Here is a 26,372-nt window from a genome sequence, read left to right as displayed (position 1 = left end):
GTCAGAAGTCGTAGTCGGCCTCGACCGGATACTTGCCCTCGTCGCGGTCGGGGTCGTAGACCTCGACCGCGGTCACGAGCATGTCGAGCACCGCGTCTGCGTCCCACCGCGCGGTGTTGACCGAGAGGTCGTAGATGGTGAGGTCGGTCACGTCGATGCCGTAGTACTCCGCGTATCGGTCGGCCTCGCTCCCCTGCCGTGCCGCCGTCTCCTCGCGGGCGTCCTCGGCCGACTTGTCCTCGCGGTCGGCGATCCGCTCGGCCCGCACGTCGAGGGGGGCGTCGAGCCACACCCGGAAGTCGGCGTGGTCGCCCGCGAGCCACCCCGCGAGCCGGGATTCGAGCACCACATCGTCGCGCTCGGCGGCGATGTCGCGGAGTCTGCGGTCGAGGTCGCGGTCTATCTGGTCGTTCTCCTCGGCGAGCTTGTTGAACTCCAGCGCGGAGTAGCCCCGCTCGTCGGCCAGCTCGCGGAAGATGTCGCCGCCGCTGATGTGTTCGAGACCCAGCGTCTCCGCCAGTTCGGAGGCGGTCGTGCTCTTGCCGCTACCCGGCGGTCCGGAGACGGTTATCAACATACTCCAACTCCGGGCGGGTGTATAAAAGAGGTTTTGAACTTCCGCGGGCCGGGTCAGTCCCGCTGGGCCAGCCAGTCGGCGAACTTCGCCAGCGCCCGCCCGCGGTGGGAGATGGCGTTCTTGCGCTCGGTGGACATCTCGGCCAGCGTCTCGCCCTCGTGTTCGAAGATGGGGTCGTAGCCGAACCCGCCCTCTCCCCGGGGCGCGACGATGCGGCCCGGCACCGCGCCGTCGAACGTCTCTGCGGTCTCGCCGTCGTAGTAGGCGACGACGCACCGGAACCGCGCCCGGCGGTTCTCCTCGTTCTCTACCACGTTCCAGACGCGTTCGACGCCCACGGTGTCCTCGACGTACGAGGAGTAGGGACCGGGAAAGCCCCCGAGCGAGTCCACGAACAGCCCCGAATCGTCGACGATGACGGGGTCGTCGCCGCCGGTCTCCTCGAAGGCCTCCGCCGCGCCAGCGAGCGCGATCTCCGCGAGGTCGTCGCTCTGTATCTCGGTGTAGTCGTAGTTTATCTGCTCGACGTCCTCGGCGAGGTACTCGCGGGCCTCGCGGACCTTCCCGTCGTTGCTCGTCACGAATCGGATGGTCATCCCTTGATGGTCCCTTCGCGAGCGCGAGGAAATAGGCGTTGATGTTCGAGAGGGTGGGCGTCGATGGTCCCAGACGCCAGCGTGGCCGGGCAGAGACTCCGACACTAGCTAGTTAGGCACCGAGGTTACCTTACTCCTCTCCGAAGTGATAGTCGGGGGGAACATGAGAGGAGACCAATCCCGTCGAACAGTACTGAAAGCACTCGGCATCGCCGGTTCCGCGGCACTCGTCGGGGGGAGCGCCACCGGCTCGGTGGTGGCAGACGACCAACACGCCTACGTTCGTGTCGCCCACGCGTCACCCGACGCACCGGCGGTGGACGTGTTCGTGAACGACAAGGCGGTTCTGGAGGGCGTCGAGTTCGGCACGGTCAGCGGCTATCTCGAACTCGACCCCGGCGAGTACACGTTCGCGGTGGCACCCGCGGGCGAGGGCCGAGGCGCGGCGGTCCTCGAAGCGAGCGCCGCCGTCAGCGCGGCGAGGTTCTACACCGTCGCCGCTATCGGCACGCTCGACCAGATAGAGGCCGCGGTCTTGGAGGACAACGTCTCGCGGGTCCGGGCGGTTCACTTCGCACCCGACGCGCCAGCGGTCGACGTGGCCGTCTGTGACGGTCCGGTCCTGTTCGAGGGCGTCGAGTTCGGTGAGGCCACCGACTACGTGTCGGTGCAGCCGGGGAGCTACGACCTCGAAGTCCGGGTGTCCGAGAGCGGCGACCGCGTGGCGGTCTTCGAGGACATCGCGGTCGCGCCCGCGACGACCTACTCGGCGTTCGCGGTGGGGACCGTCGCGGGGGACCCGCCGTTCAGGCTACAGGTAGAGGCCGACGAACCCCACGAGTAGCACCGAGAGCGACGGCCGACGACCGAGACCCGGAGGCGGCCGTCGCGCGATTTTTTGGACGCGAGTGGATTCGCGCGATTTCTCGGACGCGAGTGGATTCATCTGGACGCGGGTGGATTCGTCTCCGCGAGACGAATCCACCCGCTCGGAATCGCGAAATCGCAACCCCTTACCCGACTCGCCCACTCCCATCGGACATGAGCAGCATCCGGGTCGTGTGGGGGACCGCCACCGGCCCCACGGAGATGTCCTCGTACGACGCCGCCCTCGCGGAGGCGAACGTCCACAACTACAACCTCGTGGCCGTCTCGTCGGTCGTCCCCGCCGACGCCGCGGTCGAGGCGGTCGGGACCGCGCCCGACCTCGGTCCCGCAGGCGAGCGTCTCACGGTCGTCGAGGCGCGCGCGACCACGGCCGGGCCCGGGAGCGTCACCGCGGGACTCGGGTGGACCACCGGACCGGGACCGGGCCTGTTCTACGAGGCCGCGGACGAGTCCGACCCCGACGACGTGCGAGCGCGCGTCGCGGCCGGACTCGAAGCGGGCCGAGACCTCCGCGAGTGGACGTTCACCGACGAGCGAATCGAGACCGCGACCGCCGAGGCCGAGCCCGGGACCTACGCCACGGCGGTCGTGCTGGCGGTCTACGGCGAGAGCGAACCCATCTGCTGATAGGGTCGTGCGTAATTCTTCTCCGCCATGCCGTCATCGACGCGTGTTCTGGACTCCCGAGACGCCAGACCGTCGAAGACGTGCCGAGAAAAGTTACGCACGACCCTCTGAGGGTTTCCGGAGGCGAGAGGTTTTATAACCTCGGGCCCGAAACCATGGGCGTCAGATGAACGGCAACACCCCCTACGCGGGTACCCCCGGCGTGACCGAAGCGGGCCACCGCGCGAACGCCGACGTCCCCGAACTCTCCCCCGAGCAGAAGGAGTCGTTGCGCGACAGCGTGGCGGCCATCGCGGCGCGGACCCGCGACTTCCTCCCGGACGAGTACGTCGTCGGCTCGCAGGTCGCCGACGACTCCGACGGCCCCCGGGCGCAGGTCGCGGTCCAACCGCCGGTCGGCCACCCGGTCAGCGCCGGGTTCCAACCCGACATCGACGACTTCGACGGCGACGACCTCGTCTCCCACGAGGAGAGCGAGGTCGCCCGGGGTCTCGCCGCGAGCGCCGCCCTGCAGGTCAAGCAGGCGATGGGCGACGACATCACCCCGACCGCTCGATAGCTCACGCCGAGGGTCCGTTCGCCGGGCCGCGCGGGCCGTCCGGACCGTTCCGACCGCCCCGGGTCGGCGGCCGCCGGAACAGGACGTGGGCCACGACGAGCGCAGACAGCAGTGCGCCCGCGACGAGTCCCATCCGCGAGACGGCGAGGAATCTGTCCGCCAGCAGACCGAGTACCAGCGGAAGCGGCACGAGGAGCAGGACGAGGTCGTAGTACGATACGCCAGCGAAGACGGCGATACCACTGCGTGGTCGAACGCGACCCATCATGAAATCACCCTCCAGTAGCACCCTTTGTTCGATTCCGACTAAAAATTATTGGTGAGTGGTAGCCGATTCGGAGGCGGTCGGGCGTTCGGACTGCCTCCGGTCGTCGCTCCGGCAGACGGGATGTCGTCGCTCGCCGTACGTCACTCGTCTCGCGTGGCGTCCCTGTCGTCGAGCAGGTCGTTCACGATGACGGGCGCGACGACGCCACCGAGCAGGAGAATCCCCAGCAGGGCCTCCGAAGAGAGGTCCGTGAACGCGGACCCGCCGAGGCTCAGCGCGAGCGCGGCGAGCGCGAACCCGACCACGACCTTGTTCTGGCGGGAGACCATACCCCCGTTCGACGCCGGGTCCCCAAGAAGATACCGGGTCCGGCGGTCCTACTTGCCCCAGAAGGGGTCGCGCTTGCGCTGTTTGTCGAGGTACATCTGGAGCGATTCGAGTTCGTCGCCCGGGATGTCGTCGGCGAGCTCCTGCTCCAGTATCTTGGCGTGCTTCTCGGGAATCTCTATCCAGAGCTCGTCGCCCTCCTCGATCTGTCTGCCGACCGTCGGGCCGTCGATGGCGACGCTGACCCGGTCGCCGCTGCGGGCCTCGTCTACGTCCTCGCCTTGGTCCTGTATCCCTTTGAGTTCGCCGACGCGGGTGGGCTTGTTGCCCTCGAACTTCACGACGTGGCTGTTCTTCCGGATGGTGCCCGAGAGGATTTCGACGCCGACGACCGCGGGGTCGTTCTGCCGGAAGGTGTGGTCGGGCAGGATGTTGAACCGCGCGGGCCGGGTGATGTTCTCCAGCACCGTCTCCTGCTGGGCGCGTTCGAGTTCCTCGACGTACTCCTCGTACTCCTCGATGAGCCGATAGATGACGTCGCTCTCGAACAGCTTCACGTCCGAGTCCTCGACCTCGCGCTCGGCGTCGGCCAGCACGTCCACGTTGAACGCGAGGATGGTCTTGTGCTTGCCCTCCTCGGCGGTGGAGGCGACGCTCACGTCCCGCGGTGCCACGTCACCGACCTCCGCACGCATGATGGGGATTTCTGCCTCTCCGAGCGCGTTCGCGATGGCCTCCAGACTCCCGAGGGTGTCGGCCTTCACGACCACGCCCTGCTCCTGGGTCGGGACCTCGATTTCGGAGAGTTCGGCCTCGACCTCCTCGATGACCTCCTCGATGTCGCGGTCCCGGACCACCCGGACCGGCGCGCCCGCCATCGCGTCGTCGAGGCCGGGCGCGGCGATCTTGACCCCGGCGGCGGCCGATATTTCCTCGACGTTCTCGAAGCGGTCCTCGGTCCGAATCTCCGCGAGCGGTCGGGGCTTGAGCAGGGCGCGCACGTCGGTCACGATGGGTTCGTTCTTGCCGCCGACCACGATGGTCTCGTCCTCCCGGACCGTGCCGTCGTACAGCACCACGTCGAGGGTGGTCCCGAAGCCCTTCTCCTCTTTGACTTCGAGGACGGTGCCCGCGCCGGGACCCGTCACGTCGATGGCCATGTCCTCCTTGAGGTAGCGCTGGGCGAGTCCCATCAGCACGGTGAGGAGGTCCGGGACGCCCTCGCCGGTCTCGGCGCTGACCGGCACGACGCCGATGTTCCCGCGGAAGTCCTGGACGCGCCAGTACATGTCGGCCGAGAAGCCCTCGTCGCTGAGTTCGCCGATTATCTCGTAGAGCGCCTCGTCGAGGTCGGCCTGCACGCGGTCGCTCTGGGCCTCCTTGGTCTGCTGGACCGGCGCGTCCTCGTTGGGGTTCCACCCCGGGACGGTGTCTATCTTGTTCGCGGCGACCACGAACGGCGTCTGGGACTGCTTGAGGATGTTGATGGCTTCGAGCGTCTGGGGCTGGAAGCCGTCGTTGACGTCGACCACGAGGATGGCGATGTCGGCCAGCGCGCCGCCGCGCGACCGCAGGGTCGTAAAGGAGTGGTGGCCCGGCGTGTCGATGAACAGCAGGCCGGGCAGGTCGAAGTCCTCGGGGTCGACGAGCCGACCCGCGACCTTCGAGACCACGTCCAGCGGGATGGCGGTCGCGCCGATGTGCTGGGTAATCGCGCCCGCCTCGCCCTCGATGACGGTCGAGCCGCGAATCTTGTCGAGCAAACTGGTCTTGCCGTGGTCGACGTGGCCCAGTACCGCGACGATAGGCGTTCGGAGTCCTTGCGCGTTCTCGCGCGCATCTGTGTCAGACATAAGGCTACCACCCGGGGGAAAAGGTTTCTTACTGTAGAGGTACTGCGCGCGGCATTTAACTCCATCGCCACGCGCGCGGTCCGAGCGACCGCACGGTCCCTCGCGTCGTCCCGACGCTCACCCCGCGTCTGGAACGTCCCCGTCGCCGGGACCGCTTCCCCAAACACTTTATGTAGATGCACTTAGTAAGCCCGCGTATGTCCGAAATCCTCGCCGAAAACCTCTCGGGGAAGGCCGTCATGGGGTCCGACGGAACCGAACTCGGGATGCTGTACAACATCACGATGGACCTGAAGACCGGCGAACTCGCCGACCTGCTCGTCGAACCCGACGAGCAGCTCGACCCCGGGTCGGTGGCGTTCGGCTCCGACGAGCAGGGCCGATTCCAGGTGCCGGTCACGCGAGTGCAGGCGGTAAAAGACTACATCGTCGTCCAACGCTAAACGTCTCTTCTAGGGTAAATGTACGTTCTTGACGCCTCCGCCTTCATCGACGAGTACCACACCGACGAGGACACCGCGACCATCCCGATGGTCCGCGAGGAACTCGAAGACGAGAGCGCCTATCGCTACGACGCGATGGAGGGCTCGGGGATGCACATCCACATCCCGCAGGACGGCGCGGTCGAGCGGGTCCGCCGCGCTGCGAAGGAGACCGGCGACTTCGAGACGCTCTCGATCACCGACGTTCGACTCGTGGCCGCCGCCTTCGAACTCGACGCCACGCTCGTCACCGACGACTACGCCATGCAGAACGTCGCCGAACACATGGACGTGACCGTCGAGGTCATCGCCAAGGAGGGCATCTCCGAGCAGCGCGACTGGCTGTTCCAGTGTCAGGGCTGTGGCCGCGAGTTCGACGAGAACAAAGACCGGTGTCCCATCTGCGGCAGCGAACTCTCGCGCAAGAACCCCTCGAACCCCTGACCGACGACGGGGATTCCCGGTCGACATCACGGATTCCCGACCGACGACGAGTGAGTCCGAGTCGGCGACTCGGACTCACTCGTCGTCGATTTCTTCGAGCCCGAGCACGATGAGTTGCTGGAGCACTTCCTGAGTCGTCAGGTCGTAGTCGTGAGCCAGCGCGTCGATTCGCTTGGCGAGGTCACGGTCGCAGGTGACCGAGTAGCGACGCTCCATCGCTTTTTCCGGATGTGGTCGCGGTTATTAAAGTTTCGTCAGACGAAAAGCAGACGCGGGACGGACGCCCGGCGGACGCGACCGGGACGTACGGTGGACGCGACCGAGACGCCCGGTGGACGCGACCGGGACGCCCGGCCGACGCGACCGAGACGCCCGGGGGACGCGCCCCGCCGGGGCCCGGCTACGCCCCGGGGACGCCGCCGGTGATCTGGACGTACAGCGCGCCGAAGATTATCGCGTCGAAGGTGCCGTGAACGATGGCCGGGACGGTGACGTTGTCGGTCTTGAGGTAGGTCGCGCCGAGTATCAGCGACAGGCCGAGGATGACGACGAGCGTCACCGCCATCGCCGCGAGGTCGGGGGTGTAGTACGCCGGGATGTGGACGAGCGCGAACACGACGCTGGCGACGACGACCGCGCCCCGCTCCGAGAAGTGGTCGTACAGCGACTTCTGGATGATGTTACGGTAGAGCAGTTCCTCGCCCGGCCCGATTATCAGCCACGACACGGGGATGAGCCACAGCAGGATGGTGGGGTCGCCCCCGCGGGCGGCCTGCTCGATGCTGTGGCTCGCCGTGTCGACCCCCAGCTGCTGGAACAGGAGTCCGAGCACCAACTGGAGGCCGAACAGTGCGACGACCCCGACCGCGACGTATCCCCAGTCCCGGAGCGTCGGGAGCCGGAAGTCGAGGTACGAGAGGTCGGTGTCGGTCAGCCGGAAGTACACCAGCGCGACCGTGCCGGTGCCGAGACCGAGCGCGACCGCGCCGATGGCGAGCGTGTGGAGCTGGGTGATCTCGCCGGAGACGAACGGTGCGACCGCCACGACCGCGACGTTCGACCAGACCGCGATGGCGAACAGCCCGGCGAACCCGATGGCGAGGCTCCGACCGAACGCCCGGGCCATCTCCCCGGCGCGGTCCGGGAGGCCCCTCCCGTCGCCGTACGCCGCGATGACGCCGCCGAAGCCGCCGACGAACGCCAGCGTCGCGGCCAACGGCGACCGCGGCCCCGGGAGGACGCCGACCGCCGAGAGGCCGATGTAGCCGACGACCGCGAGGCTCGCCGCGCCCGCCGCCAGCGCGCCGGGCGCGCGAGCGAGCAGTCCGTGTCGGCGCAGTGAGAACGCACCGAACGCGGCCGCACCGAGGACCCCGAGAGCGACGTTCTCGACCGGGCCGACGCCCGTGGCTTCCCACGGGAGTGCGGCCGCGGCGAACGCGATACCAGCGAGCACGACCCCGGCGGTCGCGAGCGAACGGTCTTCCATGTCCCGACGAAGGGGCGCACGGGCTAAAGTCCCTGTGTTTGCGCCCGTCGAGGATTCACTCGACGGTCAGTTCGGTCTTCTCGGCCACGGCGTCGGCCTCCTCGAAGTCCCCCCCGCCCAGAAGGCCGCGAGCCGCCCGCTTTCCCCACTCGACCGCGGGCTGGGTGAACGTCTCGATTTCCGCGAGTTCGCCGTACAGGACGCAGGCGGCCTCCATGCCGTAGAGGAGTTCGCCGAGGCTCCGCTCGTCGACGCGGTCGATCTCGACCCGGACGTTGGGTCGTCCGGCCGCCGCGAGGCTGGCCTCGGTGGCCTCGAACTCAGCGTCGAGCAGGTCGCCCAGCGAGGAGCCGCCCAGATACGCGAGCCCGTCGAGGTCGGTCTCCGGAATCGCGCGGTCGGCCCGCGACTCGGGTCGGAGGAGGGTCACCAGCTTGTCGCGGGGCCCGGCCCGATAGAGCTGGAGCTGGGAGTGCTGGTCGGTCGCCCCGAGCGCGCGGGCGGGGGTCTGGCCGCGGCCGTCCTTGCCGAGGCTCTCGGCCCACAGCTGGGCGAACCACTCCGCGAACGTCTCCAGCGACTCGGCGTAGGGCATCATCGCGTTCACGGTCGCTCCGCGCTCTTCGAGGGCGTAGCTGACCGCGCCGTAGGCGTAGGCGGGCGACTCGTAGAGCGAGCCAGCGAGGCGGTCGGCCTCGTCGCTCGCGCCCCGGAGGATGGCGTCGAGGTCGCGTCCCTGAATCGCGGCGCACGCCAGCCCGACGGTCGAGAGCGCCGAGAACCGCCCCGGCACGCCAGCGGGCACGTCGAGCGCGGGCAGGTCGTGCTTCTCGGCGAGCCGCCGGAGGTTGCCCTCCTCGCCCGTGGTGACGAAGGTTCGGTCGGTCCAGTCGACCCCGGCGTCGGCCATCGCCTCCCGGACCGCGAGGAAGTTCGCCAGCGTCTCGGCGGTGGTGCCCGACCGCGAGACCACGTTGACCGCGGTCGATTCCAGCGGGAGGGAGTCGAGCAGTCGGGCGACGTGTTCGGGGTCGACGTTGTCGAGGAAGTAGGCAGAAGTCTCGGCGGGCAGGGCGTTCGCGACGGTGGCCGCGCCGAGCGCCGACCCGCCGATGCCGACGGTCAGGACCGCCTCGGCGTCGGCGAAGGGTTCGACCGCCGACCGGATGGCGTCGGGGTCGGCGGTCTCGGGGAGGTCCAGCGCGGCGTAGCCGTGCTCGTCGTCGGCGCGTCCCCGCTCGATGCGCTCGTGGGCGTCGGCGACTCGGTCGTCGAGGTCGTCGAGGTCCCCGCGGGAGATGCCGGGGTCGGCGACTTCCGAGAGCGCGTTGCCGATGTCTACTCGCATGTCTCGATTCGCGAGGTCGGGCGACTAAACCCTTGTCTCTCGCGGTCCGAGGCGCTCGGTCCGCGCTCCGGGAAGTCGCACGCCTTATCACCGGCCCGGTCCAACCCTCGACCGATGAGCACCGCGACGAGCGACACCGACGGCTCCCGGAGCGTCCTCGCGGGGTCGTTCCGACGAGCGTTCGCCGAGAGCGACTCGCGGCTCCTGCGGTCGTACGTCGTGGTCAGCGGCCTCGTCGGAGCCCTGCTGGTCGTCTTCCTCCTGCTCGCGCTCCCGGTCTGGGTGTTCAACACGCTGGGCGGGTCGGAGTTCGCGACCTTCTCGCGGGCGTTCCTGCTGGTCGGGGCCGCCCTGCTGGTCGTCGGACTGGTCGCGCCCGTGCTCTCGGCCGCGCGCCGCCACCGCCGGGGCGAGGCGAGCGCCCGGACCGACTTCCTGCTCGCCTCGACGGGCTACCTGTTCGTCGGGTCGCTGTACCTCTCGCTGGTAATCTCCGCGCCGCCGGACGCCCGCGACGCGCCGCCCGCCGCACTCGCGCCGGTCGTGGAGTTCCTCTACGCGCTCCCGGCGACCTACGCGGTCGCGCCGCCCCTGCTGGCGGCCGCGGCGATGTGGGCCGTCCACCGGTTCGCGCCGTAGGTGGGTTTTCCGGGCGTGACGGCACTCCCCGACAGACCACCGTGGGGTGGGACTGAAAGGGGCCGCCCGGTCGCGGGCCTTCGGCCCGCGACCGGGCGGGGGCTTTCTGGGCGTTCACACTCGCATCTGCACTCTCTCGTAGCGAGCGGGCGGGGGCTTTCTGGGCGTTCACACTCGCATCTGCACCCTCTCGTAGCGACCGGGCGGGGGCTTTCTGACACTGCGCAGTTCCTTCTCCAACGACTGAAGTCACAGCTCCATCACCTCCAAGCGCAACCGGGAAAAGCCGCGATTCCCTACCTCCGCCCATGACCGACGAAGCCGAGAAGACGAGCACGTTCCTCGTCACCCACGCCGACGAGGACTCCGCGGTCCTGAAGGACGTGCGACACGGGCAGGTCCACACCCTCTCGTCGAACCCCGGCGTCGAGGAGCACGACGCGGTCGAGGCGACCGTCGCGCCCGACCCGCCGATGAACGTAACGTGGTCGGTGGTCGAGGTCGAGGAGCGACGCGAACTCACGACCGAGCGCAGCGAGGAACCGCCCACCCAGCAGGAGCGGGAGATGGCCGCCGACCGACCGGTCGGCGAGGTCGCCCGGACCGAGCGCGCCGGGACCGGCGAAATCCACGTCCTCACGGTGCCGCCCGGGGACACCGAGGACGCGGTCGCCGACGTGCTCGACGACGAGGGGACCCTCTCGCGGGCGGCCCGCCTCGGCGTCTCCCGGGTGGAGGTCCGGGCGGAGGACGGCGTCGTGAGCGTCCGGTACATGCCTTGAATCAGGAGTGTCTTCGTTTTCAGCAGTGCTGTCTTCGTCACCGTGAACCGCCAGAAAGCCCCCGGCCCCTTTCAGTCCCGCCCGACGTGGTTCGGGTACTCAGCTACGTACACCTCCGAACTTCCCTCTCGAAACCTCGGCATCCTTTTCACCTCCGAGCGGGTCGTTCCGGGCATGAGACTGGTGTTCGTCCACGCCGATTACTTGGCGTTCGAGGCGACCACGGCGGCCGACGAGGAACTCGCCGAGACCGAGGACGCCCCCGCGGAGGGCCGGACGGAGGACTGCGTGGTCGCGTTCGTCACCGTCGAGGGCGAGGACCGCGCCGACCTCGGTGCGGTCGTCGCGAACGCCGCCGAGGCGGTCCGGGACGCGACCGACCGACTCAACGCCCGGGAGGTGGTCCTCTATCCCTCCGCCCATCTGAGCGACGACCCCGCCGACTCCGAGACCGCGGCGACAGCCCTCCGGGACCTCGCCGCCGCGCTGGACGGCGAGTACGAGGTCCTGCGCGCGCCCGTCGGCTGGCACACGGCGTTCGAAGTGCGAGACAAGGGCCACCCGTTCTCGGCGTTCTCCCGGCGCGTCACGGCCGAGCGCCCCGCCGAGCGCGACCCGAGCGAGTGGCGACTGGTCTTTCCCGGCGGCGAGGTCGGCGACCTCCCCGGAGCGGCCGACGACGACCGCGTGAGCGACGAGGTGCGCGCGCTCGTCGAGGCCGAGATGGGAGCCGAGCAGAGAACCGCACAGAGGACCGAGCAGAGAACCGCACAGAGGACCGAGCAGAGAACCGAGACGGAGGACGACGCGCCGAGCGCGACCGAGGCGTCCCGGAGGTCCCCCCGCGAGACGCTGGTTCGGGACGCGCTCGCGGCGTACGCCCGTGACCTCGCGGTCGAGTACGGTGCGACGCCGGTCGAGACGCCGGGCGACGCCGACCCGTTCGGGAACGACGGTCTCGCGCTCGCGGGCGTCGCCGACGCCCGCGAGCGCGGGGGTCGGGTGCGACTGTACGAGACGGACGCCGCTGGGGGGTTCGGGACGATACGCGCCGCGACCCGCGACGCCGACGAAGCTCGCGAGGAGTTCCGCGCGCAGGCTCGACTCGCCGTGCGGGCGGGCGAGGACCTCGGTCTCGAACGGCTCCCCGTGGTCCGAGCGACCCTGGAGTTCCACGACGCCGAGACATCGTGGGTCGCGTCGCTGGTCGAGGACCTCGGCGCGCCCGCCCTGCTCGAACTCCGTCCCGAGCGCCCGGGGCGGCCGTCGGTCGCGGTCGAGTTCGCCGCCCTCGACGCGGGCGGGCGACCGGTCGGGACCGCGAAGGTGGAACTCGACGACCGGACCGCCGCGGCGGAACCCGACGACCGGACCGGCGGCGAGGGAACGCCGTCGGCCGTCGTCCGCGGTTCGCCGGTGAACGAGCGCGCGGTCGACGCGCTGGTCGCGACCGGCGCGCCCGCGGCGGGGCAATCGGCTCCGTCGCGCCTGCCGACGTGGCTCGCGCCGACGCAGGTCCGGTTCGTCCCGGTCGACGGGCGTCACGCCGCGTACTGCGACGCCCTCGCCGAGGGCCTCGAAGCGGCCCGAATCCGGGTCGACGTTGACGACCGCGACCGGACGGTCGGCGAGCGACTCGCGAGCGCCGAGACCGACCGGGTCCCCTACTACGCGGTCGTCGGCGACCGCGAGGTCGAGCGCGGCGGGGCGGAGGACGGCGAGGAGACCGCGCTCGCGGTCTCCGTCCGGGGCGAGAACGCCGAGCGCGAACTCACGGTCGAGCAACTTCGCGAGGCGGTCCTCGAAGACGTGGGCGACCTGCCGAACCCGCCCCGCTACCTCCCGAAGCGGGTCGGCGAGCGCCCGGGGTTCGCGAGTCGATAGTTCCGGAATCGGGTGGTCGATGCTGGCGTGTTCCACAGTAACAGGAGTCACGTTCAATATTCCTTATGCGAATAAGAACAGCGAATTTTAATACTCGTGTGCATTACCTCGGGGCGAATGCCTTCGCTGAACTTCGAACCGCAGACGTACGAGGAGCTCTCACCGGAGCGACGACCGTCGCTCGCGCAGGCGCTCGTGCCCGTGCTCGGCGTCGTCGTCTTCCTGGGAATCGGGTCGGGGTACCTCAAGCTCGCGCCCCACGCCCCGCTCCTCTGGAGTATCGTGCTGACCGGACTGGTCGCGAAGTACTGGATGGGGCTGTCGTGGGACGACGTCTACGACGGGCTCGCCAAGGGCCTGCTGATGGGCTTGCAGGCGCTTCTCATCCTGTTCACCATCTACGCGCTCATCGCGACGTGGGTCAGCGCCGGGACGATTCCGGGGCTGATGTACTACGGCCTGTCGGTGCTCACGCCCGAGGTGTTCCTGCCCGTGACGGCCGCGCTCGCGGCCGCCGTCGCCTTCTCCATCGGGTCGTCGTGGACCACCGCCGGGACGCTCGGCGTGGCGTTCGTCGGCATCGGGTCGGGACTCGGCATCCCCGAACCGATGACCGCCGGGGCCATCCTGTCGGGCGCGTACGCCGGTGACAAGCAGTCGCCGCTGTCGGACACCACCAACCTCGCGGCCGCGGTCACCAACACCGACCTCTACGACCACATCCGGGCGATGCGGTGGGGCACCCTGCTCGCGCTCGGCGTCTCGCTGGCGCTCTACGCCGCGCTCGGCCTCCGGGCCGGGGGCGCGATTCCCGCCGGACAGGTCGGCGAGATACAGTCGGCGCTCGCGGGGACCTACGACCTCTCGGTGCTCGTCTTCCTGCCGCTGGTCGCGACCTTCGGCCTCGCGCTGTACGGCTATCCGGCGCTCCCGTCGCTGGTCGCGGGGGTGTTCGCTGGCGTGTTCACGACCGTCCTCCTGCAGGGCCGGTCGTTCGTCGCCGGTTGGGAGGTCTTCCTGAGCGGCACCCAACCCGAGACGGGAATGGGACTGGTCAACGACCTGCTGGCCGCGGGCGGCCTCGAAGGGTCGGCGTGGACCATCGCGGTCGTGGTCGCGGCGCTGGCACTGGGCGGCCTGCTCGAAGGCACGGGCATCCTCGCGGTGCTGGCCCACCACCTCGCCAGCGGCATCCGGAGCCGGTCGGGGCTCGTCGTCAGCACCGGCGTGGGCGCGTTCGCCGTCAACGCGCTGTCGGCCCAGCAGTACATGTCCATCGTGGTTCCGGGGATGTCGCTTCGGAACCTCTACGACGAGTACGGACTCGACAGCGAGAACCTCTCGCGGGCGGTCGAGGCCGCTGGCACCCCGACCGGCGCGCTCATCCCGTGGCACGCCGGAGCGGTGTACATGTCCGGCGTGTTCGGCGTCGCGACGCTGGAGTACGCGCCCTACTACTTCTTCGCGTTCCTCTCGCCCGCCGTCCTGTTTGCGATGGGGCTAACCGGGTGGGGCATCACCGAGAAGCGGGCCGGTACCGAATCCGGGGTCGTCGCGGCCGCCGACGACTGACTCGGACGTTCTATTGGTGGTCGGTCGGTCCATGGTGGGTTTATACCCACCAAACTTATTTGAACGGGAACGGAACCAATTCGTGCGGATGGCAGGCTACACGGAAGTCGAAGAGTACACGAACTACTACCCCGGAGACCTCGTCGAAGCGGTCACCGTCCGGAAGACGGACGACCCGAAGTATCCGAGCGGGTGGGACTACTCGCTCCACTTCGGGTCTCTCGGAGGCGACCTGATAGTCCGCTTCGACAACGCTCACGAGCCGACGAAAGGCCGCGAGCGCCACACGGCCGACGGAATCGAAGAAATCGAGTTTCCCGGGATGTTCGACCTACTCGCCCGGTTTCAGCGAGAAGTGACGAACTACCGTAACACCCGGCCTGCCACCCGCGATTCGGAGGTTCGATAACCCATGTGTCCAGATACCGACCCGAACGCCGCCCGTGACGAACAGCACCCCAGCGACCCCGACCCAGACCCGGACCCGGACACCGAGGACGGGCCGACCAGAACGCTCTCGGTTCGCGTCGGTGACGCCGACGAACTCCACCGGGAGGCCCGCGAGCGAGTCCGGGCGGCCGAGCGCGGCGAGGACCTCGACGAGCGCCACGTCCTCAACTTCGAGGACGAAGCCGACCTCGCTCGACTCGTGAGCGAGACGAATCTGGAGTTGCTTCGAGCCATCGCCAATCGGGACCCCGAGAGCATGCGACAGGTCGAGGAAATCGTCGGACGCGACCACAAGGAGGTGCATCGGAATCTGCGGGAGTTAGAGGCTCTCGGAGTCGTGGAGTTGGTCGAATCGGGTCGGTCAAAGCGTCCGGTCGTCCGGTTCGACGAACTCGAAATCACCGTCCCCATTCGGCGAGACGAGCCCCGCGAAGTGCCGGTAGAGGACGCTGCTGTCGCCGACGAGACGGAGAACTCCGAGGGGCGACACTCGGAGGTGTGACCGTCGGCCGCCCGACGGCCCTCACTCCTCCCGCACACCGGTACCGGGCCGGTCCACCGACGCGAGGTCGATTTCCCCGTTCGGCATCGGGACGCCCGCGTAGGGGTCCTCCGCGAGCAGTAAGGAGCCGTCGAGGTCGGCGTAGTCGAGCAGTGGCGCGAGGTGGGCCGCCGCCGCGATGGAGGCGTTCGACTCGATCATGCAACCGAGCATGACCTCCAGCCCGTGGGCGCGGGCGGCGTGGACCATCCGGGTCGCCTCCCGGAGGCCGCCGCACTTCATCAGCTTCAGATTCGCGATGTCGGCCCGGTCGGCGATTCGGGGAATGTCGTCGAGGGTGATACACGATTCGTCGGCCGCGATGGGCAGGGCCGACCGGTCGCGGACGAATTTGAGTCCTTCAGGGTCCTCGGCCGGAATCGGCTGTTCGACGAACTCGATGTCGTAGTCGTCCAGCACCGCTATCTTCCGGACCGCCTCGCGGGGCGTCCACGCCTGATTCGCGTCGACGCGAATCGTCGCGTCGGGCGCGGCGTCTCGGACGGTCCGGATTATCTCCTCGTCGCGGTCGGTTCCGACCTTGACCTTCAGCGTCGAGTATCCGGCCTCGACCGCGCGCTCTGTCTTCTCGCGCATCGTCTCGGTGGTGTCGATGCCGACGGTGTAGGAGGTCTCGACCGACTCGGTGGGGTCGAGGCCCCAGTAGCGGTAGAGGGGAACGTCGAGGCGCTTGCAGACCAAGTCGTGGAGCGCGATGCTGACCGCACACCGGGCGGCGGCGTTGCGCTCGACGGTCTCGCGCATCCGGCGCTCGATTCGCTCTAACTGGTGGGGGTCGCCGACCTCCTCGACGGCGTCGAGGAGGTCGGGCAGGACCGCCTCGACGGTGTCGGCGGTCTCGCCGTAGTGGGCGGAGGGTGCGGCCCCGCCGACGCCGACGTTCCCCTCGTCGTCCGAGACCCGGACGACGACGTTCTCGGCGACCTCTTGGGTGGCCCGCGAGATGGTGAAGGCGTCTTCGAGCGGGAGCGACACCCGCTCGAACTCGGCGCCGAGGCTCACAGGATCGCCTCCAGTACCTCGTCGGCGTCGAAACGTACCGGGTCGGTCGCGGGACCGCCCAGCTGGCCGCCGAACTCCTCGACCGCGTCGCGGGCCGCCGCGTCGTCGTCGACGGCCCGCGTGTTCAGCGCCCCCGCGACGACCTCGGTCTCGTGGACCGGCCGAGCGAGGTCCTCGTAGAGGTCGACGTACGTCGAAATCGGCGGGATGGCGGTGTCCTCGTAGCCGTGGATGGCCTCCCGACCGGCGGCGTGACACAGCACCAGTTTGTCGGCCATCGCGCCGTGGAGGATGCCGCAGGTGACCGCCGAGTAGGCCGGGTGGACGATGCTGCCCTGACCCTCCACGAACAGGTAGTCGTGGTCGTCGCCCTTCTCGACGATCATCTCCTCGACGGCTCCCGCGGTGAAGTCGCTGACCACGCGGTCGATGGGGTTGCCCCACCCCTCGATCATGATGCCGGTCTGGCCGGTCGGGACGAACCCGGCGTCGACGCCCCGGTCTTCGGCGGCTTCGAGGAGTTCGCACGTCGCGGTCATCTTGCCGACCGAGCAGTCGGTGCCGACCGTGAGCACGACCTCGGCGTCCACCTCGTCGGCGACGCCCTGTGCGACCGTGAGGTCGTCGTGGGGCCTGCGCACGTCCCAGATGTCGGCGTCGTTCTCGGCCGCGAGGTCGGCGAACTCCTCGTCGTCTTCGAGGAAGTAGTGGAGCCCCGAGACGAGGTCGCAACCGCGTTCGAGCGCGGTCCGCACGTCGGGCCGCCACGACTCGTCGAAGCCGCCGCCGATGGGCGCGATGCCGATGATGAGGGCGTCGACCTCGGGGGCGTCGTCCATCCCCGCGACGATGGGCGCGTCCTGTACGTCGGCGATGAAGTCCGAGACCTGCGTCCCGGCGTTCTCGCGGTCCAGCACGGCCTCGACCTCGTAGTCGGAGTAGCGCAACAGGCCGACCGCGGTCTTCGCGCGGTCGGGGAACATCTCGTGAGCGAGTACGGCGACTCTCATGGGTGAAGCGTTGCGGCAGGAGGGCTTAAAGGTCGGTGTGGCGGTAACGACATGTACGGACCGAGTGACCGGGGATTCGGGGGGATTTCGGGGTCCGTCGTGTTCGCGATTCGTCGTGTTCGGGGGTGGTTCGGTTCCGCGGTTCGGCCGATTTGTAGTTCGTTCACCGAGAAACGCGGTTCGTTCGTCGGGTCGAGGGACGGACACCGACGGCTCGAAGACGCTATCGGCGGCTCAGAAACACTATCGGCGGCTCAGGGCGCTACCGACGGCTCAGGGCGCTACCGACGGCTCAGGGCGCTACCGACGGCTCGGAGACGCTAGCTACTCCCGGTACCTGTGAGAAACCGCCACCGCGACCGCTCCGCACCGCACCGCGACCGCTCCGCACCGCACCGCGCCCCCGTGCCTCCCCGCGTGCGTTCGCGCTCGCAGTGCGAGCGCGAACGCGGCGCGTCCCGCAGTTGGCGGAGGGTCGCGAAACTCGCGGTCGGCGGAGGGTCGCGGAACTCGCGGTTGGCGGAGGGTCGCGAAACTCGCGGTCGGCGGAGGGTCGCGGAACTCGCGGTTGGCGGAGGGTCGCGAAAACAGCGGCGAACCCGGCTTCCGAACCGCCGGGCTACGCGCCGCCCTGCAACACGAACCACGCCGCGAAGACGACCGCACCGCCCAGTCCCGTGCTCACCACCGCCTGCGTCCGGAGGCGGTCGAGCAGTGAGTGGGCGTCGTCGGTCACCTGCGCGACCTCGTACACCTCGCCGCCGAGTTCGCAGCGCGGCAGGAAGTCCATGGCGACGTGGAGGAAGACCCCGGCCGCGAACCCGAACACGAGGCCGTTGACCGGGTCGCTGGACGGGAGTTCGAGGAGTGCGGCGGGAATCGCGGTCAGACCCACGCCCGCCGCGGGCAGCAGGATGACCGAGACCGGCTTGCCCGACCGCCGGAGGCGGTCGGCCGCCGCGTAGCCCGCCGGGCCCTTGTGGGAGACGATGGCCAGACCGAGCAGGAGACCGAGGTCGGGCATGTTGCCGTAGACGAGGCCGATGATGGCTCCCGCCGACAGCGAGTGGGCGGTGAGCTCGACCGCGGTGTGGTCGAACGGGAGGTCTGCGTGCATCGCGCGGTGGCCGAGGGTGTGCGCACCGAACCCCGCCAGCACGCCGAACGCGATGCCGAACCCGCCGTACTTCGGGTGGTGAGCGATGGCGTCGGGCACGATGAACACCGCCGCGCTCGTGATCATCGCGCCGCTCGCGAGGCCGTATCCCCAGACGAGTCGCCCGGCGTCGGTCGACGCGCCGGTCCGACCGCCGAGGAGGGCCGCGCCCGCCATCGCGGCGAACGCCACCCACGCGATGAGGACGACCTTCGTCGTGCCCGCCCGCAACGCGATGGGCGTGAGGACGGCCAGCGAGAGGAGACCCAGAAGCCCGAGTCGGGAGAGTCGCATGCTTATTAATCGAGAACGAACGGTTAATAAGCCCGTCGGTCGCGGATTCCCCGCCGAGCGAGACGAGCCACGACGCCCGACCGCGACGAGACGAGCCACGACGCCCGACCGCGACGAGACGAGCCACGAACGCCGCGAGCCCACTCTTGTCGAGGGACCGAGGGAGTCGGTCTCAGGCCGTCGCGCTCCGGTAGTCACCCAGTCCGACGACCTCGCCGTCGAGGGCCTCGGCGGGCGCGTCGGTCGCGGCCCAGTAGCACAGGTCGGCGGCGTCCGCGGGGTCGCGGCCCCGCCCGCCGGTCAGGTCGGTCGCGACCACTCCGGGGTCGACGACGCCGACCGTCAGGTCGAGGTCGACGGCGAACCCCCGGACCACCGCCTCGGCCGCCGCCTTCGAGACGGCGTAGGAGCCGTAGCCCGACGTGGCCTCGCGGGCCACGCCGCCGGAGGGGACCAGCACCCGGGCGTCGTCGGCGAGGTGGGGCAGGGCCTCCCGAACCGTCGCGAACACTCCCCGGACGTTGGTCCGGAGGGTGTCGTCGAACGCCGAGTAGGCCTCTCCGGGGAGGGGGGTCTCCCCAGGGTCGCCGTGGTAGACGCCCGCGCAGGCGACCACCGCGTCGAGGCCGCCCGCGCTCGCGCGGGCCGCCGTCTCCATCAGTCGCTCCACGTCGAACTCGTCGCGCACGTCGGCGCGGACGGCCTCGACCTCGCCGTCGATGCTCGCGACGGCCTCGTCGAGGGCGTCGGTGTCTCGCGCGCAGGCGACGACGCGCGCTCCCTCGGCGGCGAACCGCCGGGCGACCGCCTCGCCGATGCCCCGACTCGCGCCGGTCACGACCGCGGTATAGTCGTCCATACTCGACCTGTGGCGCTCCGGACCCAAACCGGTTTCTGCATCGAGTGGCTTCGGGAGGGTATGTTCCGACCCGGCCACTACGGTGTCTCGCTCGCGCTGTACGCGCCGGTCGGGGGGTGGCTCCTCGCGACCGGCCAGACGACTGCCGCGCTCGCTGGCGGCGCACTCGCGCTCTGGCTGTCGATGCTCCCCGACCTCGATACCCGGCTCCCGTTCGTCCCCCACCGGGGACCGACCCACACCCTCCCCTTCGTCGCGCTGGTCGCGGTCGCGGCGTGGGCCGCCGCGACCGCGACCGGCCACGGCGTCCGGCCGGTCGGTCCCGTCGAAATCCGGGCGTTCGCCGCGGGAATCGCGGCGCTGGCGGTCCTCTCGCATCTCGCGGCCGACGTGCTGACCCCGATGGGCGTGGCCCTGCTGTGGCCGGTGTCGGGGCGGCGGTACACGCTGTCGGTGTGCCGGGCCGACAACCGCGTGGCCAACGCCCTGCTGTTCGCGCTCGGCGTGTTCGCGACCGCGAGCGCGGCGTACCTCGGGACGATGCTGTTCGCGAACGGCGGTGCGTGAGAAGGGAGGACCGCGACTAGAACTCCGAGAGGGTCGCGCTCTCTCCGGTCGCGCGGAGTCGTCGCTGCTCGTCCTCGGCGGCGGTGGCGAGGTAGCGACGGAACCGCTCGGAGAGGTCGTCGAGCCGTACCGCGTCGCCGTCGTACTCGACGACCCCGGCGTCGGCGAGCTTCGGCAGGTGGACGTGGTGGAGGGCGGTGGCGACGCGCTCGGGGTCGGCCCCTTCGAGCGCGGCGACCTCCTCGGCGAGCGCCGAGACCGACAGGGGCCCGGGCGACCGATACAGCACGTACAGCGCGTTCCGGCGGCGCTCGGTCACCAGCAGCTCGAAAATCGCGTCGAGCGAGCGAGCGCGCGAGCCATGGTCCTCCCTCGGCAGGGCGTTCGCGGGCTGTTCCCCGGCCAAATTGTTCGACTGTTGACTCATGACCCGATGGAGGGTACTCAGACCTACATTATAAACCTAGTTAGATTCCCCGGAATCGGGTGAATGTCAAAATATATGATGGGCGGTGCCACCGCGAGCGCTCGACTCACCACTCGCGGTACGTGAGCTCGTCGGCCTTGGTCGTGACCGCGCGCATCATGCACCCATGACACACCCACACGTCCCGGCAAGTGCGCGCGACCAGTCGGGTGCCCTCGGACTTGCGCGCCTCGCAGATGTCACACACCCGCATGCCACGTCGTTCGCGTCGTGAGGGTTTCAATTCCCCGGCCGACCGGTCGAGAGCGGGCCGAGGCTTTTTGTCCCGGTCGGCCGACGAACCGACCGTGACGGGGCCTCGCGCCAGCGCCGTCGACGGGAGGGCGACCAGCGGATGGTGACGCGGCTGTTCGTCGAACTGGTCGGGACCGACCCCGTGATGCAGGGGCTCGCGGGCGGCATCGTCATCGCGGCGATGAACACGCTCGGCGCGATGCTGGTCCTCGTCTGGCCGAACCCCTCCGAGAAGTCGCTCGACGCCGCGCTCGGGTTCGCCGCCGGAATCATGCTGTCGGCGAGCTTCACCAGCCTCATCCTCCCCGGCATCGAGGCGGGCGGCATCTGGCCGGTCCTCGCGGGGTTCGGGCTCGGCGTCGTCGTCCTCGACCGGGCCGACCAGTGGGTGCCCCACGTCCACGTCGTCATCACCGGCCGGAACGCCGCGCGGGCCGACGGCGACGCCCGCATCGAGGAGGACGCCGCGACCGGCCGCGAGCGCGTCGACCCCGACGACGCCCGGACCGCCTCGGTCCTGCTGTTCATCGTCGCCATCACGCTCCACAACGTGCCCGAGGGGCTCGCAGTCGGGGTCGCGTTCGGCTCCGGGGAGAACCTCGGCAACGCCCTGTCGCTCATGCTCGCAATCGGTATCCAGAACGTACCCGAGGGGCTGGCGGTGTCGGTCGCCGCGGTCAACGCCGGGTTCGGGTCGCTGTTCTACGCCACCCTCGCGGGCGTCCGGGCCGGACTCGTCGAGATCCCGGTGGCGGTGTTCGGCGCGGTGGCGGTCGGGGTCGCCGCGCCCCTGCTCCCCTACGCGATGGGGTTCGCCGCGGGCGGGATGCTGTTCGTCATCAGCGACGAGATCGTGCCCGAGACCCACGCCCGCGGCCACGAGCGCATCGCGACGATGGGGACGATGCTCGGCGTGGCGGTGATGCTGTATCTGGACGTCACGCTGGGGTGAGCGGTTATGTCGGTCGGGGTCGTCCTTCGGTCGGGGGACCAACCGTGAAGCACGTCGAATACGTCAACACGTTCGGGATGGGCGAAGGGGAACTGAACGAACTGCTCCGCACGCGGCGAGTCGGCGTCCTCGCGCTCGCCGACGCAGGGGACGCCTACGCGGTTCCGGTCGCGTACGACTACGACGGCGAGTCGCTGCTCGTCCGACTCGATTCGCGCGACGAGAGCGCGAAGATCGAGCACCTCGAAACGACCGGGACGGCGACGTTCGTCCTCTACGACGCCGAAACGCCCTCGTGGAGCGTGATAGTCCGAGGGCCGCTACGCGAGCGCGAGGGGTTCGACGAGACGCGGGTCGACGAGCGCTTCCCCGACATCCGTGTCTTCGGCGAGGAGATAGACGAGATGGAGGCAGTCGTGTACGAACTGGAGATGGACGAGGTGACGGGACGGCGGGCCGAGTGACTGCGAGAGCGGGCGACCGCGCGGTCGCCCGCTCTCGCGCAAGCCCTAACCGCCCCGCGCCCCAAGTCACTCCCATGAGCCAGGAGACCGGCGAGGCCGACGACCTCCCAGAAACCGAGACCGAGTGGCGCGAGCGACTCTCCGACGAGGAGTACCGCGTCCTCCGCGAGCGGGGAACCGAGCGCCCGTTCTCGGGCGAGCACGTCGACCGCACCGACGACGGCACCTACGTCTGTGCGGGATGCGGCGCGGAGCTGTTCGACTCGGACACCAAGTTCGACGCCGGGTGCGGGTGGCCGAGCTTCTACGACACCGACGACGACCGCATCGAGACCCTGGAGGACCGGAGTCACGGCATGGTCCGGACCGAAGTCGTCTGCGCGAACTGCGGCGGTCACCTCGGCCACGTCTTCGACGACGGCCCGCAGCCGACCGGCAAGCGCTACTGCATCAACTCGGCCGCGCTCGACTTCGACGACGAGTAGGGCGAGAGAGGACCGTTCTGTAACGGGACCGATTGTTTTATTTTACTGGCATTTCATTGGAATCCTATGGCCGAACACTCCGAGGGACGCGCTGGCCGAACGACAGCGATACGAACGACACACGAACGCCGCGAGACCGGCCCGCCGTCGGCCGACGGAATCGAGTCGCCCGTCGTGGGATTCGAGTACGCGCCGTCCGTCCCGGTGGCCGGTGACGCCGTCTCCTTCGTCGCGGCGGCACCGTCTCGCGAGTCGGGCCGCCGCTGTGAGTGGTCGCTCGGCGACGGTGACACCGCCGAGGGCGAGCGGGTCGCTCACACCTACGACTCCGGCGGCAGGAAGGAGGTGACGCTGACCGTCACCGGCGAGGAGGGCGTCGACTCGGTCCGGCGGTCGGTGACCGTCTACCGCGAGGTCGCGCTCGAACTCCACGAGTTCGAGCGACGAGATGGCGACGTTCTCCTTCCGGTCGACGTTCGCGCCGATGGCTTCGGCCCGAGCGCGGGCGCGTCCCTGCGCCTCGGGTCGCCCGCCGCGGTAGCGATGGGCGGCGGCGCGACGCCGGTCCGGACCGAGGCCCGCAGCGACGGTCTCCGTGCGTGGTTCCCCGCGACCGAGACCGGCATGACCGAGCGCGGCGCGAAGATGCGTCTTGCCGGGCGGGCCGCCGACGGCGTACCCCTCGTCGGGACCGCGAACGACCGCGTCGAGGACCGGTAGCTCGGTCTTCGGACGACCGCGCCGCGCTGAGGCGCGGCGCGGTCGCCGACGTCATCTACACTCCGGGTGCGAGTCGGCGAGTTCGTCGGCGGGATGACCACCAGAGACTTCATCGTCGCGGTGGTCCTCGGAGACTCCGCGTCGTCGCGCCGTCGGTCTGGCTGGTGGCCTGACCCGGCGGAAACCGTTTTGGCCCGGTCGGCCGTCCGTCCGCCATGGCGAACCCGGTTCCGACCGAGGCCGAGGAACTGCTCACGAGCGAACCCCTCATGGCCCACTTCGCGACGTGCGCCGAGGGCCGCCCGCACGTCGCGCCGGTGTGGTACCACTACCACGACGGCGTGCTGGAGGTGCTCACGACCGGCCGGAAGCTGGCGAACGTCCGGGAGAACCCCCGGGTCGCGGTGTCGGTCCAGAAGGACGACCGCGGGCGCGCCGAGTGGATGGTGAGCCTGCGGGGCACCGCGACCGTGGTCGAGGACGAGGAGGCCCGGCGGGAGGCCGCCGCGCGCATCAACCCCAAGTACGGCGCTCCGGCAGAGGAGTACCCCGAGAACGTGCTGGTCCGGGTGGCGGTGGGGTCGGCCCACTACCAGACGTATTAGTAGCCCTCGATATCGACACCGAGCGCCTCGAAGTCGCCGACGTTGTCGGTCACGACCGGCTCACCGAACACGTCCGCGACCGCCGCGACCGTCGGGTCCACCTCGTCGATTCCGCTGTCGCCTGTGGCGCTCCAGTCCTCCGCCAGGCCGACGGAAGCGAGCGCGAACACGGCGACGAGGCGTAGCCCGACTCACCTCGCGTGCGCCGCCTTGGTCGCCTCGACGAGGGTGTTGCCGGGTCCGGCCCGCCGAATCGGGGTCCGGCTCACGTCCTCGAAGCTCGCAGCGCCGAGCCACTCGGCGACCTCCTCGTAGGAGTGGACCGTGGCCGCCGCCCGCGTCGAGACCGGTCGGGTCGGCGTCGAGTCGCTCGGCGAGTTCGGCCGAAGCGCGCTCGCTCGGCGAGCGCATCGAACAGCCCCACGTCGAGCGCGATTGCGACCGCCTCGAAACTCCCCGCGCCGAACAGGTCGAGCATGGGGGCTGGTCCCCTGTTGAGTCGAAAGAGGACGAACCGCTCCAGCACGTTCGGAGTGACCGGCATGCCCTCCAAGAACGGCCGCGGGCTGAAAACTCTGCTGCCGGATAGCTCGGCGGGGCGTCGTCGAACCGGGACCGGAATCGCTACCCGCGCTCGACCGCGAGGCCGTCGTCGCCCACCGCGACCGCCCGTTGCGCGCCGATTGCGATTCCCCGCAGGGTTCCGGTCGCGGGCGTCGCGATTCGTTCCCAGTCGGTGGCCCCGCCCGCCGACTCGTAGACGACTCCCTCGTCGCCGCACGCGACCCCCCGTCCGTCCCGGAAGGCCAGCGCCAGAATCGCGTCGTCGTCGACCCGGACCGGCGTCCAGTTGCCCGCGTCCGACCGATAGACGACGCCGTCGTCCCCGCTCGCGGCCGGGTCGCCCGAGTCGGTCACCGCGAGGTCGGTCAGGGTGCCGTCCACGTCGTCGATGCCGATTCGGCGGAAGCTCTCGCCGCCGTCGGTCGTCTCGAACACGTCGTCGTTGGTGTCGCAGACGAATCCCGCCCCGCCTTCGAGCGCGACTGCGGCGATGCTCGACCCGCTTCCGGGCTTCGTCGGGGCGTCCCACGCGACTTCGCCCTCGCGGTAGCGACCCCGGAGGACCTCGCCCGAACCGTTGGCGAGCAGGACGGCCTCGTCGCCGCCCTCCCCGCCGACCGCCACGTCGGTCCAGTTGTCGGTGATGCCGCGCGGCGCGGAGTGGTCGACGTGGCGGCCGGTCTCGGCGTCGAGGCGGGCGAGCGCGCCGCCGTCGCCCGCGGCCCAGACCGCCCGGCCGTCGTCGGTGGCGTCAGCGCCCCAGAGCGCCTCCTCGTTCGCGCCCGGCCCGTCTTCGAGGACGACGCGCCAGCCCTCGCCGGAGGCCGTGAGGACGACGCCGTCGTCGCCCACCGCGAAGGCGCGGTCGTCGGCGAGGACCGCGTCGAAGAGGTCGGCGTCGGTCGGGGTCTCGACCGCGGTCCACCGGGCGGGTCGGTCCCCGCGGTCGGCGGAGTCGCCCTCGCCGTCGCGGCCCGGTTCGGGGTCGGTAGTCGCTCCGGGGTCGGGGTCGGAGTCGCCGATTCCCGGTTCGTCGGTCGCCGTCCCGCGCGACCCGACTCCTGCCGGAGTCGGGTCGCGCCCGGCGGCGTAGAGCAGGACCGGCGGGAGGACGTAGGACGCGACCGCGACCGCGGCGAACCCCGGGTGGACGAAGGTGAGGATGCCGAAGATGGTGAGCATCGCGGTCGCGAGCGCGTGGACCCACGTCTTGGTGTACCGACGGTAGTAGGCGACGAACCCGGCCGAGCGAACCCCCCGTGCCATCGTCGGAGGTTTGGTCTCCGGACGCTCATGGCTTTCGGGCGAACGGGCGGGGTTCGGAACCGACCGCGGGTCGGAAAATCGGTGGCGGTCGAAAACGCGAATCGCGAGCGGTCGGCGGCCGCGCCGCGGCCGCCGACCCGCGTCGCAACAACACCTTTCCCGTTCCTTGCTGTACGTTCGCACATGTCTCACGAGCCATCGCGCCAGCCACAATCCCACTGCGTGAGTTGCGGGTACGAGGCCGCGACGGGCGGCGACGACTGGGAGTTCGTCGAATCGCCGTCGCTGGGACGGATGACCAGTTGCCCCGAGTGCGGGAGCACGAACGTCACGCTCCGGCGCTAACGCAGGAAGCGAGGG

At 69.8% G+C, this 26,372-nt stretch carries 34 protein-coding genes; 18 read left to right on the top strand and 16 right to left on the bottom strand.

Going from position 1 to position 26,372, the window contains the following annotated elements:
• Position 1: 1 nt before the first annotated feature.
• Both cmk and NGM10_RS12355 read right to left on the bottom strand, forming a co-directional pair.
• Positions 2–577, bottom strand: coding sequence for a (d)CMP kinase (gene cmk / locus NGM10_RS12360; protein ID WP_253479212.1), 576 nt, complete (start codon positions 575–577; stop codon positions 2–4).
• Positions 578–630: 53 nt separating this feature from the next.
• Positions 631–1,173, bottom strand: coding sequence for an XTP/dITP diphosphatase (locus NGM10_RS12355; protein ID WP_253479210.1), 543 nt, complete (start codon positions 1,171–1,173; stop codon positions 631–633).
• Positions 1,174–1,429: 256 nt separating this feature from the next.
• Here NGM10_RS12355 and NGM10_RS12350 point away from each other — a divergent pair, with 256 nt between their 5' ends.
• From NGM10_RS12350 to NGM10_RS12340, 3 genes are all read left to right on the top strand, one after another.
• Positions 1,430–2,017: a DUF4397 domain-containing protein gene (locus tag NGM10_RS12350; protein ID WP_253479208.1), complete on the top strand. Its 588-nt coding sequence runs from the start codon at positions 1,430–1,432 to the stop codon at positions 2,015–2,017.
• A gap of 197 nt (positions 2,018–2,214) precedes the next feature.
• Positions 2,215–2,688, top strand: a complete 474-nt coding sequence (locus NGM10_RS12345; RefSeq protein ID WP_253479206.1) for a pyruvoyl-dependent arginine decarboxylase — start codon at positions 2,215–2,217, stop codon at positions 2,686–2,688.
• A 166-nt stretch (positions 2,689–2,854) separates the two neighbouring features.
• Entirely contained in the window at positions 2,855–3,247 is a 393-nt protein-coding gene (locus tag NGM10_RS12340) for a DUF5811 family protein (protein WP_253479204.1), read from the top strand.
• Position 3,248: 1 nt separating this feature from the next.
• Here the strand turns inward: NGM10_RS12340 and NGM10_RS12335 are convergent, their stop codons facing one another.
• The 3 genes from NGM10_RS12335 to infB all read right to left on the bottom strand — a co-directional run bounded on the left by NGM10_RS12335 (position 3,249) and on the right by infB (position 5,695).
• A complete protein-coding gene (locus tag NGM10_RS12335) occupies positions 3,249–3,515 on the bottom strand; it encodes a DUF8015 family protein (RefSeq protein ID WP_253479202.1) in 267 nt (88 codons plus the stop codon).
• A 140-nt stretch (positions 3,516–3,655) separates the two neighbouring features.
• Complete coding sequence (locus NGM10_RS12330; RefSeq protein ID WP_253479200.1) at positions 3,656–3,844, bottom strand: DUF7987 family protein; 189 nt, start codon at positions 3,842–3,844, stop codon at positions 3,656–3,658.
• Between the two features lie 48 nt (positions 3,845–3,892).
• Positions 3,893–5,695: a translation initiation factor IF-2 gene (gene infB, locus NGM10_RS12325; RefSeq protein WP_253479198.1), complete on the bottom strand. Its 1,803-nt coding sequence runs from the start codon at positions 5,693–5,695 to the stop codon at positions 3,893–3,895.
• A gap of 197 nt (positions 5,696–5,892) precedes the next feature.
• On the opposite strand from infB, the gene NGM10_RS12320 reads away from it, so the two are divergent.
• Entirely contained in the window at positions 5,893–6,138 is a 246-nt protein-coding gene (locus NGM10_RS12320) for a PRC-barrel domain-containing protein (RefSeq protein ID WP_253479197.1), read from the top strand.
• Positions 6,139–6,156: 18 nt separating this feature from the next.
• Positions 6,157–6,621, top strand: a complete 465-nt coding sequence (locus NGM10_RS12315; RefSeq protein WP_253479195.1) for an NOB1 family endonuclease — start codon at positions 6,157–6,159, stop codon at positions 6,619–6,621.
• Positions 6,622–6,696: 75 nt separating this feature from the next.
• Here the strand turns inward: NGM10_RS12315 and NGM10_RS12310 are convergent, their stop codons facing one another.
• The 3 genes from NGM10_RS12310 to NGM10_RS12300 all read right to left on the bottom strand — a co-directional run bounded on the left by NGM10_RS12310 (position 6,697) and on the right by NGM10_RS12300 (position 9,458).
• The gene (locus NGM10_RS12310) at positions 6,697–6,837 is read right to left on the bottom strand and encodes a CopG family transcriptional regulator (RefSeq protein ID WP_253479193.1); all 141 of its coding nucleotides are present in this window, start codon (positions 6,835–6,837) and stop codon (positions 6,697–6,699) included.
• 184 nt (positions 6,838–7,021) lie between these two features.
• Entirely contained in the window at positions 7,022–8,110 is a 1,089-nt protein-coding gene (locus tag NGM10_RS12305) for a CPBP family intramembrane glutamic endopeptidase (protein ID WP_253479191.1), read from the bottom strand.
• Positions 8,111–8,165: 55 nt separating this feature from the next.
• On the bottom strand, positions 8,166–9,458 hold the full coding sequence (locus NGM10_RS12300; protein WP_253479189.1) for a phosphoglucose isomerase-related protein: 1,293 nt from the start codon (positions 9,456–9,458) through the stop codon (positions 8,166–8,168).
• 114 nt (positions 9,459–9,572) lie between these two features.
• Between NGM10_RS12300 and NGM10_RS12295 the strand changes: the two genes are divergently transcribed.
• The 6 genes from NGM10_RS12295 to NGM10_RS12270 all read left to right on the top strand — a co-directional run bounded on the left by NGM10_RS12295 (position 9,573) and on the right by NGM10_RS12270 (position 15,287).
• Positions 9,573–10,097: a DUF8056 family protein gene (locus NGM10_RS12295; protein WP_253479187.1), complete on the top strand. Its 525-nt coding sequence runs from the start codon at positions 9,573–9,575 to the stop codon at positions 10,095–10,097.
• Between the two features lie 308 nt (positions 10,098–10,405).
• The gene (locus NGM10_RS12290) at positions 10,406–10,879 is read left to right on the top strand and encodes a DUF5812 family protein (protein WP_253479185.1); all 474 of its coding nucleotides are present in this window, start codon (positions 10,406–10,408) and stop codon (positions 10,877–10,879) included.
• Positions 10,880–11,053: 174 nt separating this feature from the next.
• Positions 11,054–12,763, top strand: coding sequence for a threonyl-tRNA synthetase editing domain-containing protein (locus NGM10_RS12285; RefSeq protein WP_253479183.1), 1,710 nt, complete (start codon positions 11,054–11,056; stop codon positions 12,761–12,763).
• A 117-nt stretch (positions 12,764–12,880) separates the two neighbouring features.
• A complete protein-coding gene (gene arcD / locus NGM10_RS12280; protein ID WP_253479181.1) occupies positions 12,881–14,335 on the top strand; it encodes an arginine/ornithine antiporter ArcD in 1,455 nt (484 codons plus the stop codon).
• A gap of 88 nt (positions 14,336–14,423) precedes the next feature.
• Positions 14,424–14,744 (top strand): toxin-antitoxin system TumE family protein, encoded by a 321-nt coding sequence (locus NGM10_RS12275; protein WP_253479179.1) that lies wholly within the window; start codon positions 14,424–14,426, stop codon positions 14,742–14,744.
• Between the two features lie 3 nt (positions 14,745–14,747).
• Positions 14,748–15,287, top strand: coding sequence for an HVO_A0114 family putative DNA-binding protein (locus NGM10_RS12270; RefSeq protein ID WP_253479176.1), 540 nt, complete (start codon positions 14,748–14,750; stop codon positions 15,285–15,287).
• A gap of 21 nt (positions 15,288–15,308) precedes the next feature.
• Here the strand turns inward: NGM10_RS12270 and NGM10_RS12265 are convergent, their stop codons facing one another.
• The 4 genes from NGM10_RS12265 to NGM10_RS12250 all read right to left on the bottom strand — a co-directional run bounded on the left by NGM10_RS12265 (position 15,309) and on the right by NGM10_RS12250 (position 19,668).
• Positions 15,309–16,349, bottom strand: a complete 1,041-nt coding sequence (locus tag NGM10_RS12265; RefSeq protein ID WP_253479174.1) for a dipeptide epimerase — start codon at positions 16,347–16,349, stop codon at positions 15,309–15,311.
• The gene (locus NGM10_RS12260) at positions 16,346–17,359 is read right to left on the bottom strand and encodes an N-acetyltransferase DgcN family protein (protein ID WP_253479172.1); all 1,014 of its coding nucleotides are present in this window, start codon (positions 17,357–17,359) and stop codon (positions 16,346–16,348) included. Before NGM10_RS12260 ends, NGM10_RS12265 begins: the two co-directional genes overlap by 4 nt.
• Positions 17,360–17,978: 619 nt before the next feature.
• Positions 17,979–18,809 carry a ZIP family metal transporter gene (locus NGM10_RS12255; RefSeq protein WP_253479170.1) on the bottom strand — a complete coding sequence of 277 codons (831 nt, stop codon included), beginning with the start codon at positions 18,807–18,809 and terminating at the stop codon, positions 17,979–17,981.
• Between the two features lie 172 nt (positions 18,810–18,981).
• Positions 18,982–19,668 carry an SDR family oxidoreductase gene (locus NGM10_RS12250; RefSeq protein ID WP_253479168.1) on the bottom strand — a complete coding sequence of 229 codons (687 nt, stop codon included), beginning with the start codon at positions 19,666–19,668 and terminating at the stop codon, positions 18,982–18,984.
• A gap of 60 nt (positions 19,669–19,728) precedes the next feature.
• Between NGM10_RS12250 and NGM10_RS12245 the strand changes: the two genes are divergently transcribed.
• Positions 19,729–20,235 carry a metal-dependent hydrolase gene (locus tag NGM10_RS12245; RefSeq protein WP_253479166.1) on the top strand — a complete coding sequence of 169 codons (507 nt, stop codon included), beginning with the start codon at positions 19,729–19,731 and terminating at the stop codon, positions 20,233–20,235.
• Between the two features lie 16 nt (positions 20,236–20,251).
• Here NGM10_RS12245 and NGM10_RS12240 read toward each other — a convergent pair whose 3' ends face one another.
• Positions 20,252–20,662: a DUF7344 domain-containing protein gene (locus NGM10_RS12240; protein WP_253479164.1), complete on the bottom strand. Its 411-nt coding sequence runs from the start codon at positions 20,660–20,662 to the stop codon at positions 20,252–20,254.
• Between the two features lie 106 nt (positions 20,663–20,768).
• Positions 20,769–20,915, bottom strand: coding sequence for a hypothetical protein (locus NGM10_RS12235; RefSeq protein ID WP_253479162.1), 147 nt, complete (start codon positions 20,913–20,915; stop codon positions 20,769–20,771).
• A 141-nt stretch (positions 20,916–21,056) separates the two neighbouring features.
• Between NGM10_RS12235 and NGM10_RS12230 the strand changes: the two genes are divergently transcribed.
• The 5 genes from NGM10_RS12230 to NGM10_RS12210 all read left to right on the top strand — a co-directional run bounded on the left by NGM10_RS12230 (position 21,057) and on the right by NGM10_RS12210 (position 24,182).
• Positions 21,057–21,908: a ZIP family metal transporter gene (locus NGM10_RS12230; protein WP_253479160.1), complete on the top strand. Its 852-nt coding sequence runs from the start codon at positions 21,057–21,059 to the stop codon at positions 21,906–21,908.
• Between the two features lie 44 nt (positions 21,909–21,952).
• Positions 21,953–22,372 (top strand): pyridoxamine 5'-phosphate oxidase family protein, encoded by a 420-nt coding sequence (locus tag NGM10_RS12225; protein WP_253479158.1) that lies wholly within the window; start codon positions 21,953–21,955, stop codon positions 22,370–22,372.
• Positions 22,373–22,446: 74 nt separating this feature from the next.
• Positions 22,447–22,857: a peptide-methionine (R)-S-oxide reductase MsrB gene (gene msrB, locus NGM10_RS12220; RefSeq protein WP_253479155.1), complete on the top strand. Its 411-nt coding sequence runs from the start codon at positions 22,447–22,449 to the stop codon at positions 22,855–22,857.
• Between the two features lie 66 nt (positions 22,858–22,923).
• On the top strand, positions 22,924–23,577 hold the full coding sequence (locus tag NGM10_RS12215) for a PKD domain-containing protein (RefSeq protein ID WP_253479153.1): 654 nt from the start codon (positions 22,924–22,926) through the stop codon (positions 23,575–23,577).
• Positions 23,578–23,792: 215 nt separating this feature from the next.
• Positions 23,793–24,182 (top strand): pyridoxamine 5'-phosphate oxidase family protein, encoded by a 390-nt coding sequence (locus NGM10_RS12210; RefSeq protein WP_253479151.1) that lies wholly within the window; start codon positions 23,793–23,795, stop codon positions 24,180–24,182.
• Here NGM10_RS12210 and NGM10_RS12205 read toward each other — a convergent pair.
• The gene (locus NGM10_RS12205) at positions 24,179–24,352 is read right to left on the bottom strand and encodes a PIN domain-containing protein (protein WP_253479149.1); all 174 of its coding nucleotides are present in this window, start codon (positions 24,350–24,352) and stop codon (positions 24,179–24,181) included. The two genes, NGM10_RS12210 and NGM10_RS12205, sit on opposite strands and share 4 nt — an antisense overlap.
• A 454-nt stretch (positions 24,353–24,806) precedes the next feature.
• The gene (locus NGM10_RS12200; RefSeq protein WP_253479147.1) at positions 24,807–26,012 is read right to left on the bottom strand and encodes a sialidase family protein; all 1,206 of its coding nucleotides are present in this window, start codon (positions 26,010–26,012) and stop codon (positions 24,807–24,809) included.
• Positions 26,013–26,195: 183 nt separating this feature from the next.
• On the opposite strand from NGM10_RS12200, the gene NGM10_RS12195 reads away from it, so the two are divergent.
• Positions 26,196–26,357 carry a hypothetical protein gene (locus NGM10_RS12195; RefSeq protein ID WP_253479145.1) on the top strand — a complete coding sequence of 54 codons (162 nt, stop codon included), beginning with the start codon at positions 26,196–26,198 and terminating at the stop codon, positions 26,355–26,357.
• The last annotated feature ends 15 nt before the right edge of the window (positions 26,358–26,372 follow it).

This window comes from Halorussus salilacus (assembly GCF_024138125.1).
GTDB classification, from domain to species: Archaea; Halobacteriota; Halobacteria; order Halobacteriales; family Haladaptataceae; genus Halorussus; species Halorussus salilacus.
Note: the sequence above shows the minus strand (reverse complement) of the source record. Positions and strands in the feature narration are given on the sequence as shown.